The sequence below is a fragment of the Pseudomonas sp. LB1P83 genome (assembly GCF_054897885.1).
Genome location: NZ_CM142709.1, coordinates 1407631 through 1425912, shown reverse-complemented (window position 1 = coordinate 1425912; position 18282 = coordinate 1407631). Strand labels below are relative to the sequence as shown.

General features: G+C 61.0%; 13 protein-coding genes. All 13 read right to left on the bottom strand.

What is annotated here, in order from left to right; all coding sequences use genetic code 11:
- Nucleotides 1–15: 15 nt before the first annotated feature.
- The 13 genes from ACYZTY_RS06455 to flgG all read right to left on the bottom strand — a co-directional run bounded on the left by ACYZTY_RS06455 (nt 16) and on the right by flgG (nt 18237).
- Nucleotides 16–1086: a class I SAM-dependent methyltransferase gene (locus ACYZTY_RS06455; RefSeq protein WP_461957779.1), complete on the bottom strand. Its 1071-nt coding sequence runs from the start codon at nt 1084–1086 to the stop codon at nt 16–18.
- The gene (locus tag ACYZTY_RS06450; RefSeq protein WP_461957778.1) at nt 1076–1933 is read right to left on the bottom strand and encodes an NAD-dependent epimerase/dehydratase family protein; all 858 of its coding nucleotides are present in this window, start codon (nt 1931–1933) and stop codon (nt 1076–1078) included. The genes ACYZTY_RS06455 and ACYZTY_RS06450 overlap by 11 nt, the downstream gene beginning before the upstream one ends.
- On the bottom strand, nt 1930–3156 hold the full coding sequence (locus ACYZTY_RS06445) for a methyltransferase domain-containing protein (protein WP_461957777.1): 1227 nt from the start codon (nt 3154–3156) through the stop codon (nt 1930–1932). The genes ACYZTY_RS06450 and ACYZTY_RS06445 overlap by 4 nt, the downstream gene beginning before the upstream one ends.
- Nucleotides 3153–3713 carry a dTDP-4-dehydrorhamnose 3,5-epimerase family protein gene (locus ACYZTY_RS06440; RefSeq protein ID WP_461957776.1) on the bottom strand — a complete coding sequence of 187 codons (561 nt, stop codon included), beginning with the start codon at nt 3711–3713 and terminating at the stop codon, nt 3153–3155. The genes ACYZTY_RS06445 and ACYZTY_RS06440 overlap by 4 nt, the downstream gene beginning before the upstream one ends.
- Nucleotides 3710–4792, bottom strand: coding sequence for a CDP-glucose 4,6-dehydratase (rfbG, locus tag ACYZTY_RS06435; RefSeq protein WP_461957775.1), 1083 nt, complete (start codon nt 4790–4792; stop codon nt 3710–3712). Before rfbG ends, ACYZTY_RS06440 begins: the two co-directional genes overlap by 4 nt.
- The gene (gene rfbF / locus ACYZTY_RS06430; RefSeq protein WP_461957774.1) at nt 4774–5547 is read right to left on the bottom strand and encodes a glucose-1-phosphate cytidylyltransferase; all 774 of its coding nucleotides are present in this window, start codon (nt 5545–5547) and stop codon (nt 4774–4776) included. The genes rfbG and rfbF overlap by 19 nt, the downstream gene beginning before the upstream one ends.
- Nucleotides 5548–6943: 1396 nt before the next feature.
- Entirely contained in the window at nt 6944–10516 is a 3573-nt protein-coding gene (locus ACYZTY_RS06425; protein ID WP_461957773.1) for a glycosyltransferase, read from the bottom strand.
- Nucleotides 10517–10609: 93 nt separating this feature from the next.
- Nucleotides 10610–12175, bottom strand: a complete 1566-nt coding sequence (locus tag ACYZTY_RS06420) for a flagellar hook-associated protein 3 (protein WP_461957772.1) — start codon at nt 12173–12175, stop codon at nt 10610–10612.
- Nucleotides 12176–12188: 13 nt separating this feature from the next.
- Nucleotides 12189–14255, bottom strand: a complete 2067-nt coding sequence (flgK, locus tag ACYZTY_RS06415; protein WP_461957771.1) for a flagellar hook-associated protein FlgK — start codon at nt 14253–14255, stop codon at nt 12189–12191.
- Between the two features lie 23 nt (nt 14256–14278).
- On the bottom strand, nt 14279–15577 hold the full coding sequence (gene flgJ / locus ACYZTY_RS06410; protein WP_461957770.1) for a flagellar assembly peptidoglycan hydrolase FlgJ: 1299 nt from the start codon (nt 15575–15577) through the stop codon (nt 14279–14281).
- An 11-nt stretch (nt 15578–15588) separates the two neighbouring features.
- The gene (locus ACYZTY_RS06405; protein ID WP_219097715.1) at nt 15589–16677 is read right to left on the bottom strand and encodes a flagellar basal body P-ring protein FlgI; all 1089 of its coding nucleotides are present in this window, start codon (nt 16675–16677) and stop codon (nt 15589–15591) included.
- A 27-nt stretch (nt 16678–16704) separates the two neighbouring features.
- Nucleotides 16705–17400, bottom strand: a complete 696-nt coding sequence (gene flgH, locus ACYZTY_RS06400) for a flagellar basal body L-ring protein FlgH (protein ID WP_461957769.1) — start codon at nt 17398–17400, stop codon at nt 16705–16707.
- A 51-nt stretch (nt 17401–17451) separates the two neighbouring features.
- On the bottom strand, nt 17452–18237 hold the full coding sequence (gene flgG / locus ACYZTY_RS06395) for a flagellar basal-body rod protein FlgG (RefSeq protein WP_461957768.1): 786 nt from the start codon (nt 18235–18237) through the stop codon (nt 17452–17454).
- Nucleotides 18238–18282 lie beyond the last annotated feature (45 nt).

Sequence of the window (18282 nt, the reverse complement as noted above, 5' to 3'; positions counted from 1 at the left end):
TTCTAATCTCAATAGTCACTGGAACGAAGCGCTGTCGACGGCGTGATAGACGTAGCGTCCATCGGTCATCCGCTTGATTTCTTCGAGGTAGTTGGAGTTCATCACAAACAGGTTGGCGCCTTCGGGCAACGCATCCATCGCCTCTTGCGGCGAGGACACCCGCACGCCACTGAGGGGCAGATACCGGCCCTGTTTGGCCGGATTGATATCCACCACGCGATCCACCGCCACACCGGCCCGTTGCAGGAACAGCGAATAGATCACGCCTTTGGACGACGCGCCCCAGATCGCCGAACCTTGTTCAGGGGCGGCTTGAATAATCTGCACCGCGCGCTCGAGGCTGCTGGTGAAACCTTGCGGCAACTCAAGGCGCGGCACCGGTTGTTCGGGGGTCAGGCGTAAAGTTGCCAGGTCCGCCACGATGTACAGGTATTGGCCACCGAACAGGTGACCGGCCTCATGCACCGTGCCGAACATCCGGCGCAGGTCATCGAGGCGGAAGTAATTGACGTGCTCGTAGAACAGGTCGAACCAGGCACGGTGCTCCAGGATCCAGTCGAAGCACGGCACTTCGATGTAGATCTGCCCGCCCTGATTGGCGTCGGCCATTTCGGCGAGGAAGCTCACCGGGTCCTGAATGTGTTCCAGCACATGGCGCAGCACAATGGCATCCGCCGCCAGACCCAGGCCGCGGGTGAACGGCGCCTTGATCACGTCGGCGTTGTTGCCTTCGTAGGCCGGGTCGATGCCGGTGATGGCGTAGCCCAGGCTTTTCAGCAGTTCCAGGAAGTAGCCTTTGCCGCAGCCGACCTCGATCAGTTCCTGACCCTTGAAGTGGCGGGCAATGATGCCTTCGACATCGCTCAAGTGCTTCTGGAACTGGCCCGAGTGCGCCTGTTCGTTCTGGTAGTCAGCGTCGTAGCTGAGCTTGTCGGCATCGAAGGCCTGGTTGAAGATCAACCCGCTCTTCTCATCCTGCACCAACAGCATGTCGGCGCAGGCCGATGCCCGGGCCGACTCGAGGTCGGCAAAGGTGCGGTTCTGCAACACCGGCAGGTCGGCGACCCGATACAACTCATGCCTCATGCTCTGCTCCCAGTAGCTGTTGCAAACGGTCGGCCACGCCCCAGAACGCCATCGGCTCGTGGGTCGGGTATGGGTAGTGACCGAGGTTCAAACGGATCGCTGCGCCACGTTCCCGCAGTCGTTGCTCGACCAGCGCCCGCACCGAAACCGGCTGGCCGCTGGAACAATTGATCACGCCGTCGAAATCACGCTGTTGCACGATGGCGGCGAGGTAGCCGGCAGCCGCCTCGATCGCCAGGTAATCGCGCAACTGTTCGCCGGCCGACATATTGAAACTGTCGTCGCCGGCATCGATTGCCCGGTCCAGCGCCGCCAGCAAACTGTTCGGGTTTTGCCCCTCGCCGTGCAGGTAGAACAGCCGTGCCCATTGCAGGGTGAACGGTTGAACCCGCTGCAGATTTTCGAGGAACAGACGCAGGGTGTTCTTGGCCAAGCCGTAAGGATTACTTGGCTGCGGAGCGGTCTGCTCGCTGAGCGGACCGCTCTGCAGGCCGTATTCAAAACAGGTGCCGGTGACCAGCACTTGTGAGACGCCCGCCTCGACCGCGCCCTTGATGAACCGGTAGTCGGCCATCAGGTTATGCTCGAAGTGAAACAGCGCCTGATAGTTCGGCAACCCTGGCCAGGCCAGATGTGCCAGTGCGTCGATGCCATCGGTCAGCGCGGCGATGTTCACATCGTCGGCGTGAATATCCGCCGCAACGAACTCCACGGCATTGATCCACGGCATGTTTGCAGCGGTCTCGGCGTTGCGCGCCACGGCGCGGACTTCGCAGCCACGGGCGAGCAAGGCCTCGACCAGATGCCGACCGACGAACCCGGTCGCCCCGGTGACCAGGACCTTCACAGGACAGTCAACTCAGGCACGGCGATGACAAAGCGGCCGCCCCACTCGCGCACCTGGGCCAGTTGCTGACTGACTTCGTGCAACAGGTTCCACGGCAGCACCAGCACGTAATCAGGTTTTTCCAGATCGATCTGCGCTGGCGAAACAATCGGTATGCGACTGCCCGGCAGGTACTTGCCCTGCTTGTGCGGGTTGGCGTCGGCCACCCAGGCCAACAGGTCCGGTTTGACGCCTGCGTAGTTGAGCAAGGTGTTGCCCTTGGCCGCGGCGCCGTAACCGACCACGCGTTTGCCGTCGGCTTTCGACTGCAACAGGAAACGCAACAGTTCGTGCTTGATGCGTTCGGCGGCAGGCGCGAGGGTCGCGTAGTACTCGGGGGTTTTCACCCCGGCGGCGAGTTCGGCTTGCAGCTGCCGGGCAACCGCTGGCTGCACGTCGCGGCGTACACCGTCGGCACGCTGAACGAAGACTCGCAGCGATCCGCCGTGGGTCGACAGCTGACTGACGTCGAACACTTCCAGACCGTTGCGCTCGCACAGCGTTTGCACCGCGGTCAGCGACAGGTAGGAATAATGCTCGTGATACAGCGTGTCGAACTGCTGCCCGGCCATCAGGGTCAGCAACTGCGGAAACTCGAACGTCGCCACGCCGGTCGGCTTGAGCAACGTCGCGAAACCGCCGAGGAAATCATTGATATCCGGCACATGGGCCAGCACGTTATTGGCCGCCATCAAGTCGGCGGACCAACCGTCGGCGATCAACTGCGAAGCCGTGTCGCGGCCGAAGAACAGTTCGCGGATCTCCAGGCCTTTTTCCCGCGCCGCTTGCGCGGTGCTGCGGGTCGGCTCTACGCCCAGGCAAGGGATGCCGCGCCCGGCCACGTACTGCAACAGGTAACCGTCGTTGGCGGCGATTTCCACCACGCGACTGTCGCCAGTCAGGCCGAAGCGCTCGACCATCTCGGCCACATACTGGTCGGCATGGGCCAGCCAGGTGCTGGAGAACGAACTGAAGTAAGCGTACTCGGCATCGAACAGGCTGTCGGCGCTGGTGTAATCCTCGGTCTGCACCAGCCAGCACTGCTGACACACCGCAACCTTCAGCGGCACCCATTGTTCGGCTTGTTCGAGCTGATCGGCGCGCACATAAGCGTTGGACGGCGGCGAGGTGCCGAGATTGATCAGCGGCAAGGCCAGCGAAGTCCCGCAACCACGGCAGTTCATACACGTACTCCAGCGAAGTGCTCATCGAGCAAGGGATGGCTGGAATCCCTGGCCGACAGATTATTGACAGGCAACGGCCAGGCAATCGCCAGCCGTGGATCGTTCACGCTCAAACCACCCTCGTGCATAGGCGTGTAATCAGCGCTGTGCAGGTAGAGCAATTCGGCGTCGTCGGTCAGGGTCTGGAAGCCATGGGCGAACCCGGCCGGGATCAACAGGCTGCGTCCGTCGCCGGCGCGCAGGTGTTCGGCGTGCCAGTGCAGGAAGGTCTCGGAGTCGGGGCGCAAATCCACCGCCACGTCCCAGACTTCACCGCGCAGACAGGTGATCAGCTTGGCTTCCGGCGCGCTGGCGCTCTGGTAATGCAGACCGCGCACACTGCCGCGTTCGCGGGTGCAGGAATGGTTGATCTGGCGGATATGAAACGGCTCGCCAAAGGCGCTGAGGCTGCCTTCACAGAACAGCCGCGCAAAGTGCCCGCGCTCATCTTCGAAGCGTTTGTGCTGCACGCTGAACAGCCCGGCGAGCGGCAATGGTTTCAACAGAAACTCGCTCACAGCGTGCCTCGGTACAGGTTCAACTGGCCCAGGGTGATGGCGCGCATGTCGTCGCCGTTTTGCCACGCCAGGTGCCAGTCGAGGGTCTGGGTCAGGCACTGCTGCAACGACCAGCGCGGTTGCCAGGCCAACAGTTGACGGGCACGGCTGCTGTCCAGACGCAGCAGACCGGCCTCATGCAAATCACTCGGTTCGATACGCAGGCCGCGCGCTTGTGGCCAGCGACTGGCAAGCAATTCGACGACTTCGCCGACGCTGCACATGTCCGCTTCGCTCGGGCCGAAGTTCCACGCACCGGCAAACTCCGGACCTTTTTCGTAGAGCCCGGCAGCCAGTTGCAGGTAACCGGCCAGCGGCTCCAGCGCGTGCTGCCACGGGCGCACGGCTTGCGGGTAGCGCAGGGTCACGGGTTCGTCGGCGGACCAGGCTTTGAGCACATCGGGAATCAATCGCTCCGGCGCAAAATCGCCACCACCCAAGACGTTGCCGGCACGCGCCGTGGCCAGGGCCAGACCGTGCTCGGCATACTTTTCAGCCGGGAAAAACGAAGCGGCGTAAGACTGTGCCAACAACTCGCAGCAGGCTTTGCTGCTGCTGTAAGGATCGTGTCCGCCGAGGGCTTCGTTTTCACGGTATGGCCACAGCCATTCCTGATTGGCGTAGACCTTGTCGGTGGTCACCAGCACGCAGGCGCGCACACCGCCGATCTGGCGGATCGCTTCAAGCAGATTGAGGGTGCCCATGACGTTGCTGGAGTAAGTCCCCAGCGGGTCGCGATAACCTTCGCGCACCAGCGGCTGGGCCGCCAGGTGCAGGACGATTTCCGGTTGGGTCTCGGCGATCAGCTCCAGCAACGCGCCAAGGTCACGCAGGTCACCGCGCTGATCGTTGATGCCTTCATGCACCCGCGCCAGTTCGAACAGGCTCGGCTCGGTCGAAGGATCAAGGGAAAATCCGCTCACTTCAGCGCCGAGGCTTTGCAGCCACAACGTCAGCCAGCTGCCTTTGAAACCGGTATGGCCGGTCAGCAGAACCCGCTTGCCGCGCCAAAACTCTGGACTCAGTCCCATTGTTTCCATGGGGCCTCCCCGCTCAGCCACAGTTGCTCAAGGTGGTTTTTGTCGCGCAGGGTGTCCATCGGATGCCAGAAACCGTCGTGCTGGAACGCTTGCAATTGCTGTTCACTGGCCAACGCGGCCAAGGGCTCGGCTTCCCAGGAAGTCTGATCGTCGGCGATGTACGGCAGCACTTTTGGCGACAGCACGAAGAACCCGCCATTGATCCAGCCGCCGTCACCGCGCGGCTTCTCAATGAAGCCTTTGACACTGTCACCGTCGCGCTCCAGGGCGCCGTAACGGCCCGGTGGCTGCACGGCGGTCACGGTTGCGAGCTTGCCGTGGGTCAGGTGGAAGTCCACCAACGCGCCAATGTTGAGGTCCGAGACGCCGTCACCGTAGGTGAAGCAGAACGCTTCTTCGCCTTCCAGGTAACGCGCGGCGCGGCGCAGGCGGCCACCGGTCATGGTGTCTTCGCCGGTGTCGATCAGGGTCACACGCCACGGCTCGCTGTAGTTCTGGTGAACGTCCATGCGGTTGTTGCACATGTCAAAGGTGACGTCGGAGGTGTGCAGGAAGTAGTTGGCGAAGAAATCCTTGATCGCGTAGCCCTTGTAGCCAAGGCAGATCACGAAGTCGTGAATCCCGTGGGCGGAGTACTGTTTCATAATGTGCCAAAGAATTGGCTTGCCGCCGATTTCGATCATTGGCTTGGGCTTGAGGTGCGACTCTTCGCTGATCCGCGTACCGAGACCACCTGCCAGAATTACTGCCTTCATCGCTGTCCTCTTGCTCTTCGCGCGGCCCTGCCACCCCCGCAAGGGTCGGCGAACCGTCAGATGCACATCATTTACCCGCAGCCACTGGGGCCTTCACGCGTTTTCAGGTGAAGGTTTTATGGCGATATGCGGGGGACTTGCAGGAAGTGAGCCAATTGCTTGGGGTCGGCGACTGGCGGGGTTTGGAGGGATTTTGGATTTGGGATTTGGGATTTGGGATTTGGGATTTGGGATTTGGGATTTGGGATTTGTGTACATATCCGTTGCTGCGGTAACGGCTACTTATGGTTTCGCTCTTACAGCGACTCACTTTTCCAAACGCCGAAAAGTAAGCAAAAGGCTTCGCCCCGGCGTACGGCGCCTCGCTGAGGCTCCGCGTTCCCTCGCTACGGTGTCCATCAGGGGGCATCGCCTACGGTCTGCTTCGCGACGACCTCCTCTCGATGTGTGCGGCTTCGCCGCACGGCGCTACGCGCCTAACCCCCTGATGAACACCTACGCTCGGCCTGCCGAAGGGGCGAGAGATCAAGATCAAGATCAACTTCAAAAGCCAAAGCCAAAGCCACAGCCACAGCCACAGCCACAGCCAAGCTTCCTCACACCTGTAGGAGCGAGCCTGCTCGCGATGGCGGCAGTTCGATCAACATTGCTTTGCCTGACAAACCGCCATCGCGAGCAGGCTCACTCCCACAGTGGATTGATGTACACCTGTAAGAAATAGGTCGGCTGTCAGGCCGCCTTCGCGGGCAAGCCTCGCTCCTACATAAAACAGATTGGCGCAGAGCTTTTGCTTCTCACCACTCATCAGGCCGAGCGTTAGCTCGCCTTCAGCTTTTGATCTGCCCGCCCCTTTCCTGTAGGAGCGAGCCTGCTCGCGATATAGATAGTCCGATCAACATTGCTTTGCCTGACACACCGCCATCGCGAGCAGGCTCACTCCCACAGTGAATTGATGTACGCCTGTAAGAAATCGGTCGGCTGTCAGGCCGCCTTCGCGGGCAAGCCTCGCTCCTACAAAAAGCAAGCAGAGCAGCGTACGGCTTTTGCTTCTCACCACTCATCAGGCCGAGCGTTAGCTCGCCTTCAGCTCTTGATCTTGATCTACCCGCCCCTTTCGGGAGGCTGAGTGGAGGTGTTCATCCGGGGAGTGGCGCGTAGCGCCGTTCGACGCAGTCGAACACGCTGCATGTAGGTGCAGCGAAGCCAACCGGAGGGCAGTGTCCCCGGATGGATACCGGAACGAAGGAACGCCGAGCCTTAGCGAGGGGCCGGACGTTCGGGGCGAGCCTTTTTTTGCTTACTTTTTTTTGGCGTTTGAAAAAAAAGTGAGTCGCCGTAAGGGCGAAACCCTAAGCCGCCGTTACCGCAGAAACGGATATGTACACAGACAAAACAATCAGTCCGGCAACCACCCCCAAAGCCAGTGCTGCAGATTATCCCCACGCAACATAAAGTCCCGATGCACCGCCTCACGCAACTGATCCCCCATTCGATAACTCGCATCCGGATCAGCCAAATGCATACGAATCGCCTGCAACCACTCTTCAGTGCTATTGCTCAGAACCTTGGTGCAAGGCAGAAAACCATCATAAGCCCGGGTATCAGTGCAAATCACCGGATACCCACACGCGCCATACTCCAGCAACCGCAAATTGCTCTTGCAGTCGTTGAAGATATGAAACTCCAACGGCGCCAACGCCAAATCAAGATTCAGGCTCGCCAGTTTGTACGGATAACTCTGCAAATCGATGGTGCCGTGGAACTCATGGATGTACGGGCGCAACGCATCCGGACACATACCAAAGAACACCCAATCCACCTCATTGGCCAACTCGCGAACCACATCGGCAATGATCTCCAGGTCGCCGGTATGACTGGTACCGCCACCCCAACCAACCCGTGGCTTCTTCGAGGTACGACGCTGACTGCTCAACGTCAACCACGGCTCAGGCGGGAGCATGTTGGGCACCACGCGAATCTCGCTGTGCATGCTCGACAACACATCGGCCAGCGACTGAGTGGTCACCACCACGCGGTCGCACAGGGCAATGCCGTCACGCAACATCTGCTCCGTGTTGGTCGGCTTGTTACGGGCGTGGCTGTTCTTTTTCGGCGTGCTGACAATGTAGTCATCCAGCTCGAAAATCCGCAGGGCACTGGAATACTTCTTCATACGCAGAATATCGGCCGCCGAGCCTTCGCTATAGCGGCCCTGCAAGATAATTGTGTCTGGCGACAGACGCTCGATTTCCACGGTCGACGGCGACTCGTAAGCCACGCGCGCAATGACTCGCCCGGCGGCCTCAAGCTCTGCCAAAGGCGCGGTCACACGGTAATGCCCGATCGCTGATTCATTGACCGGCAAACCGAGAATCAGCGGCAGGTCGCGATGGCGGAACGGGTTCCAGTTATTGCGCAGCGAAGGCTCCAGACTGAAGCTCGCCACACCGAGTGTCAGCGCCGGGTTGTAGGCCGGGTCACGAGAGATCGTCGGCAGCCACTTTTTGTAAAAAGTTTCATGCTCAGACACCTGCGCCTGCACATCGGCCTGCGAGGCTACAGGCGACGGGTCTTCGCCCATCATCACATTCGCGAAAGGCGTCCAGACCACCAGGTAGCCGTTTTCGCCCGCCTTGAGGCACAGATCAACGCCGCTGAGCCCGAGGTTAAATTCGGCTTCATCGCGTTGACCGAGGCTGTCGAACACCTCTTTGCGCACCATCAGGCAATCACTGCTGACGGCACTCCAGTTCTGCGTCACTTGCAGACGCTGCATGTAGCCACGGGCACTGACGTGCTCGCCGAGAAATGGTGAACTGGCCGGGCCGGCCAGCCCCAGGATCAAACCGGCAGAGACGATCGCATTGTTGGGACCGAGCAGCCGCGCGCCCACCACACCGACTTCCGGGCGCTGCGCGTGATTGAGCAGTTCGGCGAGCCAGTCGCCCTCGCGAATCACGCTGCGCGGGTTGAGCGTCAGCAGGTACTCGCCACGGGCATGCTCGGAGGCGAAGTTGACCAGGGTCGCCTCACCGCCACTGCCGGCATAACGCAGCACTCGCAGCAGGGCCGCGCCCATCTGAGCCATGGCGTTCAGCCAATCGGCCATCGCCGGATCGCCGCGACCGTCATCGACAATCAGGACTTCATATTCGGAGTACGTGGTGTTTTCGATCAGGCTTTCGGTGCAGCGCTGCAACGCGCCCAGCGACGTGCCCGCGGCAATGATGATCGAGACCAACGGCCGGTGACCGTGCAGGTAATCGATGCGATTGAGCAGCGGCAATTCTTCATGGCGAATCCGGTGATCCAGACCAATGCGTGTCAGGTGCGCACTGACCAGCGCCTCACTGCCCTCAATCACCTCAGGCAACGACATCCAGTCCGGGAAGGTCTGGGTCGACTCCACCTGAATCTCGGCAATGTGCTCGATGGTGTGCAACCCGGCTTCTTCCACCAGACGCCAGAGCAAATCCTGCGGTGCCAATTCGCCGTGAGCCGAATCGAAACCACCCGCCGCCAGAAAGCGCTGGCGCTCGAACGCCAGGGTTCGGCCGACGTAAGGGTAGGAACGCATCAGGTCGAGGTTGAAGTCAGGCTTGAACACCGGGTCGACGGATTCCCCCTCGACCAGCGCGCCTTCATCGCTGTACGCGCACAGCATGCCCGGCGTACTGGCAATGCGCTCGGCCAGCACCAGCAGCGCCGACTCGCGCAACGTGTCACCCGCACGCAGCAGGTAGAACCAATGCGCACCTTCCAGTTGCGGCACCACGCCGTTGAGCTGTTGCGCCCAATTCGCCTCAAGCGGCAATTGCAGGACTTTATCGTCGGCATCGCAGTCAGCGTTGGACAGCACCACGACCGCTTGCGGTGCGTACAGTTGACTGGCAATGCTGGACAGCGTGGCTTTGAGCCCGACGCAGTCGGATTCGGTGTCGATGACGATCGGCACCAGGTTCGGACGCACAGCCCAGCGGCTGATGCGTTCCGGCATGTGCCGCGCTTCCGCCGGGTTGAAGGTGCGGACCGCCAGCCACTCGCGGTAGAAATCGGCGTAGCTGTCGCTGTTCCCGCCGACTCGGCCGTTGACCACGGTGTTGCGGTTGCCCAGCACACGCACCACACACAGCTCTTCCCACTTGCGCGGTTCTTCAGCAGCCTTGCTCAGTTCGACGCTGCGCACCCAACCCGAGGCCGGTGCCGACTCGCCGCCGCGTGCGGTCAGCATTTGCGTCAGCCATTCCCATTCCTGCACAGCGGCCCGCGTCATTTCCAGGGTCTTGCTCAGGCGTTCCGGGTACTGACGCTCGGTGCTCTGCACGGTGTTCAGCGCAGCCAGGTTGCCGCGACGTAACAGGCACACGAACAAGGCGAAATCGAGCATCGCGACGAAGCCGGAACCTTCCTGGATCAGCGCGGGCAACAGCTCGAGCACATCGGCACGGCGCATCAGCGTCGAGCTGAAGTTGCCGATGAAGTTCTTCGGCGTACCTTCGAAAATCGCCAGCATGTCATCGCCCTTGAGTAACGAATCAATGGGCGAAAAACGGCAATTGTCGATCCGTGGCGGCAAGATGAAGTTGTTGGCATCGCTCATCATGCGCAGGGCGCAAACGAGGGTGACCTCGGGATGATCGATCAGCACCTGTGCTTGCAGGGCAATAGCCGGCGCGAACAGACGGTCGTCGTCGCACAGCACTTTGATGAACTCGCCACGCGCGGCTTCGACGCAGCGCAGCAGGTTCTTTTGCAGGCCAAGACGCTTGGGGTTACGCAGGTAACGAACGGTGTGCACAGGGTCGGCAAACGACTCGACGATGTCGCGAATCTCGTCGCCGGACGAATCGTCACAGATGACGATTTCGACGTTCTCGTAAGTCTGAGCGAGCGAACTTTCCAGCGCCTGGCTGAAGAAGCGCGGGTTGAAGGCGGGGATGACGATACTGACTAGAGGGTGTTGATTCACGACAAAACTCTCGAGCGGCGAACCCCTGCCCTTTCAGGCAGAGGCTTCAAAACCGCTTAGGAAAAGACGGTTGGCAGCTCGACAGGCACAGACTCAGATCTTGTTGAACAAGCCCAGCTGAGCAATCTTGCTGAAGGCCAATTGCGACGCTTGCAACATGGTTTGTTGCAACGTCAGGCGAGTCATCACTGCGGCCGGATCGGAATCGCGGATCGCCGACTGGGTCTGGGTATTCGCCAGGACCAGGCTCTGGTTGGTGTCGCTTTGGGTATCCAGGGCCGAACCACGACCGCCCACCGAACTCAGTGCACTGGACAACTGATCGTTGCCGCTCTTCAGGTTGCCGATGCCCGAAGCGAGGGAGGCTTGCAGCTTCTGGGTCAGGATCGGATCGCCATTGGTTGGCGTGTTCAGCGCCGATTTCAACTGGCTCACGGTGTCCAGAATGTTCTGGGTTTCGTGAGTGTTGACCGCCACGCTGAACTGATCGCCTGCCGCCGGTGTACCGGCCAGGTTGAAGCTCACGCCCGAGGCGGTCGCAACGCCGGCCACCACGGTGCCGGAAGACACCGGTTTGCTGTCGGCCGTCAACGGTGCTGCGTACAAATCGAATGCGGTGGCACTGGTGAATTTCATCACCGCCGAACCGGTCGGGAAACTGGCGTGGTAAGCCGTCGGGTTGGTGATGCTGCTGCCGGTCACCTGAGTCGCTGACGGGTTGCCCGGGCTGCGAGTTGCGGTGAACGTGTCAGGCTTGGCCGCCAAAGTGAAGCTGCGGCCCGGCAATACGGTAGCTGCGTTGTCACCGGCTGCCAGGTTGATGTTGAGCGTCAGCTCGACACCACGGAAGGACACGCCCTGGCCGGCTTTGGCGGCCGGGTCGAACGCACCGCCCTGGCTGGCTTCGGCAGTCACGTCGTTACCGCCCGAGTCGGTGATTTTCAACTGGGTGGCGCTGACGAAATCAACGGTGTACGGCTCGCCCGCACGGAATTTGCTGTTGTAGGTCACGCTCGACGAAACCTGGCCATTAGACAGGACGACACGCCCGTCATCCACGGCCGGCGCGATGCGGGTGACCTGGCTGCGGCTGGTATTGATCGCCTGCTGGAACACCTCCCAACCGGTGCTGTTGGTCGCCATCGACATGGTGTCGCCGATTGCCAGGTCGAGGGTCACCTGGTCACCGTTGTAGCTGTAGGTGCCATCGTCGTTGCGCGAGAACGGCGCGGTGTCGCCCTTGGAACCGGCGAAGATGTACTTGCCGTTCTCGTCCTTGCTGTTCATCAGGCTCAGCAACTGCTCTTCGATCTGGCCCAGCTCTGTGGCGTTGGCCTGACGATCGGCGTCGGTGTAGCCGCCGTTGCCGGCACCGATAGCCAGTTCCTGGGCACGCTGCAGCACGTTGTTGATGCTGGTCATCACCGCTTCGGTCTGACCCAGGGTCGCCTTGAGGGTGTTGGTGTTGGCTTTGTACTGATCGAGCATCGACGCCTGTTGACCCAATTGCAGCAGGCGCGAGGCACCGACCGGATCATCGGCTGCGGTGTTGACGCGAACCAGGCTGCTGGCCTCTTCGCTGCTTTTGACCACGTTGGCGAAATTCTTCTGATAGTTCGCGGCAGAGGACTCGTAAAACTGGGCGGTAGAAATGCGCATGGGCTACGACTCCTTAAAGACTGTTGATCAGTGTGCTGAAGATTTCCTGCGCAGCCTTGATGATCTGCGAAGAGGCGGTGTAGTACTGCTGATACTTGACCAGGTTGCCGGTTTCCTCATCGAGGTCGACACCGGACAGCGAGTCGCGAGCACCTTTGGCGTTGGCCAGGATGGCGCCGGTTGCGGCACTGTCGAGCTTGCCCTGAGCGGCTTTGGCGCCCACACCTTCGACCAGTTTGCCGTAGGCGTCGGTCAGGGAAATGCCTTTGCTGGCGCTCCCGGTGTCCACGACCTGTTTGGTCTGCAAGCCGGCAAGGGCGGTACCGTTACGGTTGTCCATCGTGCCTGGCTGCGCAACGTTGATGTCGATCGCGCTGCCGGTGCCCGGCGAGCCGGCCACGGTCATGTCGAAGGTCGCGGTACGCTGCACGGCCGGCGGGCCCGGATCCATGATCGGCGCACCCAAGGCATCCTTGAGCGGTACGCTCAGGCTCAGGGTGTTGTTCTGGTTTGGCTTGATGGTGCCGGTGCTGATCTGCACGCCCGTGGCGTCCAGCAACTGGTAAGTCTGGCTGGTGCCGTCGGCAGATGCCGCACCGAACACCACTTTGACCGGCGTCGAATTCTTGATGCCATTCTGGATCGCCGTGGTGGTGGCGGCATCGTAAATATCAAACTTCGTGGTCAGGGTCGGCTGACCGCTGGCCGGGATCGTCAAGGTGCCGCTGCCGCCCGGCGTAATGGCCGCGCTCAACGGTGCAGCGATGGCCAGACGCTTGGAGTCGGTCATCTCGGTCTTGATGTTCGCCGCCGCGTTGCGAGTCGGAGTGATCTTGAACGTGTCGCCCGCAGCGGCGGTGCCGCCGGTCAGTTTCAACGAGAAACCATCGATCACCGGCGGTGGCGTGGTCAGGGTGCTGTAAGCGCCCATGGACGTGCCATCCGGCAGACGCGACACGGTGTAGTCGGTGCCGGTGGTGAAGGTGATCTTGTAGTCGTTGATGGTCAGCTTGCCGCTGTCCGCGATGGTCACATCGAAGTTGCCTGAACCGGCGCTGTTGCCGACGGTGGCAACACTGCGGCTGGCCATCTGCGCGGCACTGTTGATGCTGTTGAACAGGTTCGAGCCGAACGCACCGTTCTTGTCGATGCCCTGTGCCTGGAGGCTGTTCATCTGATCGGCGACAACCAGGGCCACGCGGCCCAGTTCGTTCATGGCTGGGTCCAGCACGGTGTCGCGATAACGCAGCAGACCGCCCATTTCACCACCGGTCATCACCGAGGTGATCTCAACGGTGCTGCCGTTGCGATCGAGCTGGATGCCCATGCGCGAAGGATCTTTTTGGCTCGGCACCACTGACAGGGTACTGGCGGTGCCACCTATGACCAGCGGCTGGCCGCTGCCCAGGTAAACGTCGAGGTTACCGTCGCGCTCGATGACCTGCGCACCGGTGAAGGTGGAGAGCTGACGCACGGTTTCGTTACGCGCATCGAGCAGCTCGTTCGGCATGCCGCCGGACTTGGAAACTTCGGAAATCTTCTGGTTCAACTGCGCCACGGTGGCGGCGAGTTTGTTGACCTGATCGGCCATGTTCGTCAGGTTGCCGTTGATGCTCGCGTTCTGCTGGGTCAACTGGCTGGACACTGAGTTGAAACGATTGCTCAAGGCCTGGGCATCGCTGAGCAGCAGCTGACGCGACGCGTCGTCACCCGGCTTGGCGTTGACGTTCTGCACCGAGGCGAAGAACTTGGTCAGGGCGCCATTGAGGCCAGTGCCGCTGTCCGACAGCAACGCGTCGAGCGGGCTGATCTGCCCGGCGTACGCGGCCGCATCGCTGTTGAGCGACGTGGTGGTCTGCAATTGCGCATCGAGGTAGCTGTTGTAGACGCGGCGTACATCGGCCAGGGTCGTACCGGTGCCAATGTAGACGTTGCCGAACTGATTCGAGGCTTTAGTACTCTGCACGGTTTGCTGGCGTGAGTAACCGGCGGTGTCGGCGTTGGCAATGTTATTGCCGGTAGTCATCAACGAGGATTGGCCAGCGGCCAGACCCGACATCCCGATATTGAGCAAACTCATGGTTCAGACCTTATGCCTTGTGCCTATAGAGGCGTAGTGGAAGCGCCCGCCGCAGCGTAGTTTTGGTAACTCGTCATCTGCTTGGCTATCTGCGAAATCTTGCTTGCGTAGGACGGGTCTGTTGCATACCCGGCTTTCTGCAGCTCGCGTACAAACTGTTCTGGGTTATCGGCAGACTTCAGAACATCTTGATAGCGATTATTGGATTGCAGCAAAGTCACCAGGTCATGGAAGCTGTCTTTGTACGAGTCGTAGGAACGAAACTCGGCCGTCTCCTTGACCATCTCGCCATTCCTGAATTCGCTGGTGATCGCGCGCGCCGATTCACCCTTCCAACTGCTGCTGGCCTTGATGCCGAACAGGTTGTGGCTGCTGCTGCCATCCTGGGCGCGCATGACCGATTTACCCCAACCGGTTTCCAGGGCCGCCTGGGCCACCAGGTAACGCGGATCGACGCCGATTCGGTCGGCAGCTTCCTTGGCCATCGGCAGCATGGTGTTGACGAATTCGTCGGCGGAGCTGAAGGCTTTCTTCGGCGGTGCCAGTGGAATCTGCGCCATCGCACGGCCGTAAACCTGCAAGCGTCCGCTCGATTTGTTATCGGTTGGCGAAGGCAGCCAGTCACCATTGAACAGCGGCCCGGCACCGGCCACTACCGGCGTCGCGGCGCGTTCAGGCAGCAGGGTTTTGTTCGGAGTTGTCGCGGCGGTCGTCGTTGCCGAAGGCACCAGACCGGCAAGCAAGCGATCGGCCAGTTTCGGTGGCAAGGCCAGACGGCGCTGATTGATCAGCTCCATGTCATTGCGATGGGTGCCCTCGCCTGTCGGCGCTTTGACCGAACGCGAAGCCCACAACGGACGCTGACCATTGAGCCGCGACAGTGGACCGTCGGTGGCCACGGTGCCCGCGGCAATCGGCGTCGGCACCGCGGCTTTCGCCGCTTCCTGCTTGGCGGCGGACAAGGCCGCAGCCTCGCCCGGCGCCAACGGTTTGTTCTTCGACATCTGACGCATCAGCACGTCCGCCAGACCAATACCGCCGCCTTCGCGGGACATGGAAACAGCCAACTGCTGGTCGTACATTTCCTGGTATTGCTTGGCCGCCGGCGTGTTGAGCGGGTTGTCCTTGCCCAGCGCTTCGGTGGCCGAGCGCATGGACTTGAGCATTTCACCGAGGAACAGCGACTCGAATTCCTGCGCAACCTTGCGCATGTTCGCGTCACTGTCCTTGTCGCCGACCTTGAGCTGGTTCAAACGATTCAAGTCCGAATAGGAGCCCGAATCGTTGCTGCTGACACCCAGACCGCCCTTGCGCATATCCATGGTCGCCGTCCTCAGATCACGATCAGGTCGGCTTGCAACGCGCCGGCCTGTTTCAGTGCTTCTAGGATTGCCATCAAGTCACCCGGTGCCGCGCCGACCTGGTTCACCGCCCGCACGATTTCATCGAGGGTGGTGCCCGGGCCGAACTTGAACATTGGCTTGGCTTCTTGCTGAGCGTTAACCCGCGAGCGCGGCACGACGGCGGTCTGGCCATTGGACAGAGGGCCGGGCTGGCTGACGATCGGGTCTTCGGTGATGGTCACTGTCAGGCTGCCGTGCGTCACGGCTGCCGGTGATACCTTGACGTTCTGGCCGATCACGATGGTGCCGGTACGCGAGTTGATGATGACTTTCGCCACTGCCTGACCCGGGTCGACTTCAAGGTTCTCGAGAATCGACAAATAGTCGACGCGCTGGCTTGGATCGAGCGGCGCGCTGACCCGAATCGAACCACCGTCGATAGCTTGGGCAACGCCAGGGCCGAGCATGTCGTTGATCTTGTCGACGATGCGCTTGGCGGTGGTGAAGTCCGAACGGTTGAGGTTCAGGGTCAGGCTGTTGCCCTGGTTGAAACCGCTCGGCACCGAACGCTCCACCGATGCACCACCGGGGATACGACCGGCCGACGGAACGTTGACGGTGATCTTCGAACCGTCGCGACCTTCAGCATCAAAACCGCCGACCACCAGGTTGCCCTGGGCAATCGCGTAGACGTTGCCGTCGATACCTTTGAGTGGCGTCAGCAGCAAGGTGCCGCCGCGCAGGCTCTTGGAGTTACCGATCGAAGCAACAGTGATGTCGACCTGTTGACCTGGCTTGGCGAACGCCGGCAGATCAGCACTGATCGACACGGCGGCGACGTTCTTCAGCTGCACGTTGCCCGAACCCGGCGGCACCTTGATGCCGAACTGCGAGAGCATGTTGTTGAAGGTCTGCAGGGTGAACGGGGTTTGCGTCGTCTGGTCGCCGGTACCGTTAAGCCCGACCACCAGGCCGTAGCCGATCAATTGGTTGGAACGCACGCCGGAAATACTGGCGATATCCTTCAGCCGCTCGGCTTGCGCGTTGAACGCAGCGGACAGCATCAGGGCGGCCACCATCAGGTGTTTAAGATTCAACGTAGCCACCTAGAAAGGGAACAGCGGGCTGAGGAAGAAACGGTCGAACCAGCCTGGCTGACTCGCATCGGCAAACGCACCGGTGCCCGAGTAGGTGATGCGTGCATCGGCGACGCGGGTCGACGACACGGTGTTGTCGGTGGCGATGTCATCGGCGCGCACCATGCCGGCAATCCGCACCAGCTCATCGCCGGTGTTGAGCGTCAGCCACTTCTCGCCGCGCACGGCGATGATGCCGTTGGGCAGCACGTCAGCGACGGTCACGGTGATCGAGCCGGTCAGGCTGTTGCTCTGCCCGGACTTGCTGTCGCCCTTGGTCGCACGGTCGCCTTCGTAACCGACGTCCAGGCTCAGGCTACCGCTGCCCACCGGATCGTTGGTGCTCAGACCGCCACCAAAGAACGAGCTCAGACCGATGTCGGTCTTGCTGTTCTTGGCCACTTGCGAGTTGGCGTTCTTGCTGGCCTGGGTGCGTTCGTTCAGGGTGATGGTGATGATGTCACCGACCCGGAACGCCTTGCGGTCGCTGTACAGGTTCTGTTCAAAACCGGCCTGATAGATCGAGCCGTTATTGGCGGCAGCCGGCAACGGCGTGCGCGGCAACACCGGGGCGTAGTAAGGGTCATTGGGCTTGGGCGGCGGAGCGACGCAGCCCGCGAGCACGACGACCCCACTCAGTGCCAGAACAGATACAAAGCGATTCATGACCCTACCTCACGGTATTGCAGGCGACCTCATGGTCGCCTCATAGACTGATTACAGATTCTGCGTTACGAACGAGAGCATCTGGTCGGCGGTGGAGATCACCTTGGAGTTCATCTCGTAGGCGCGCTGAGTGGTGATCATGTTGACCATCTCTTCAACGGTGCTGACGTTGGACGTTTCCAGGGTGTTCTGCAGCGTGGTACCGAAACCGTTCAGGCCCGGCGTACCGATTTGCGGCGCGCCGCTGGCAGCGGTTTCCAGGAACAGGTTGTTACCCACTGCCTGCAGGCCGGCCGGGTTGATGAAGTCGGCGGTTTGCAGGTTGCCGATCACCTGGTTGGCCGGGTTACCCGGAACGGTGATGGACACCGTGCCGTCGCGACCGACCGTGAAGGTCTGCGCGTCGTTCGGAATGACGATGGCCGGCTCCAGGGCGAAGCCGCTGGCGTTGACGACCTGACCGTTGGAATCAAGGTGGAACGTGCCGTCACGGGTGTAGGACGTGGTGCCGTCCGGTTGCAGGATCTGGAAGAAACCGCGACCGTCGACGGCCAGGTCGAGTGGCTGCTCGGTGGTTTGCAGGCTGCCGGCGGTGAAGTTTTTCTGGGTGCCGACGATGCGCACACCGGTACCCACTTGCAGACCCGACGGCAGTTCGCTGTCCTGGGTCGACTGGGCGCCTGGCTGGCGTTTGATCTGATAGAGCAAGTCCTGGAACTCGGCGCGGTCACGTTTGAAACCCGTGGTCGACACGTTGGCCAGGTTGTTGGAAATGGTAGTCAGGTTGGTGTCCTGGGCGGACAGACCTGTTTTGGCAACCCATAGAGCCGGAAGCATTCGATTCTCCTCGTGCGCCTGTTTTACGGCGCGACGTTCTGATAA

Coding starts and splice junctions, on each gene's coding strand:
- ACYZTY_RS06455 (WP_461957779.1), bottom strand. CDS start 1,086: ATGAGGCATGAGTTGTATCGGGTCGCCGACCTGCCGGTGTTGCAGAAC.
- ACYZTY_RS06445 (WP_461957777.1), bottom strand. CDS start 3,156: ATGAACTGCCGTGGTTGCGGGACTTCGCTGGCCTTGCCGCTGATCAAT.
- rfbG (WP_461957775.1), bottom strand. CDS start 4,792: ATGGAAACAATGGGACTGAGTCCAGAGTTTTGGCGCGGCAAGCGGGTT.
- rfbF (WP_461957774.1), bottom strand. CDS start 5,547: ATGAAGGCAGTAATTCTGGCAGGTGGTCTCGGTACGCGGATCAGCGAA.
- ACYZTY_RS06420 (WP_461957772.1), bottom strand. CDS start 12,175: ATGCGCATTTCTACCGCCCAGTTTTACGAGTCCTCTGCCGCGAACTAT.
- flgK (WP_461957771.1), bottom strand. CDS start 14,255: ATGAGTTTGCTCAATATCGGGATGTCGGGTCTGGCCGCTGGCCAATCC.
- flgJ (WP_461957770.1), bottom strand. CDS start 15,577: ATGGATATGCGCAAGGGCGGTCTGGGTGTCAGCAGCAACGATTCGGGC.
- ACYZTY_RS06405 (WP_219097715.1), bottom strand. CDS start 16,677: ATGGTGGCCGCCCTGATGCTGTCCGCTGCGTTCAACGCGCAAGCCGAG.
- flgH (WP_461957769.1), bottom strand. CDS start 17,400: ATGAATCGCTTTGTATCTGTTCTGGCACTGAGTGGGGTCGTCGTGCTC.
- flgG (WP_461957768.1), bottom strand. CDS start 18,237: ATGCTTCCGGCTCTATGGGTTGCCAAAACAGGTCTGTCCGCCCAGGAC.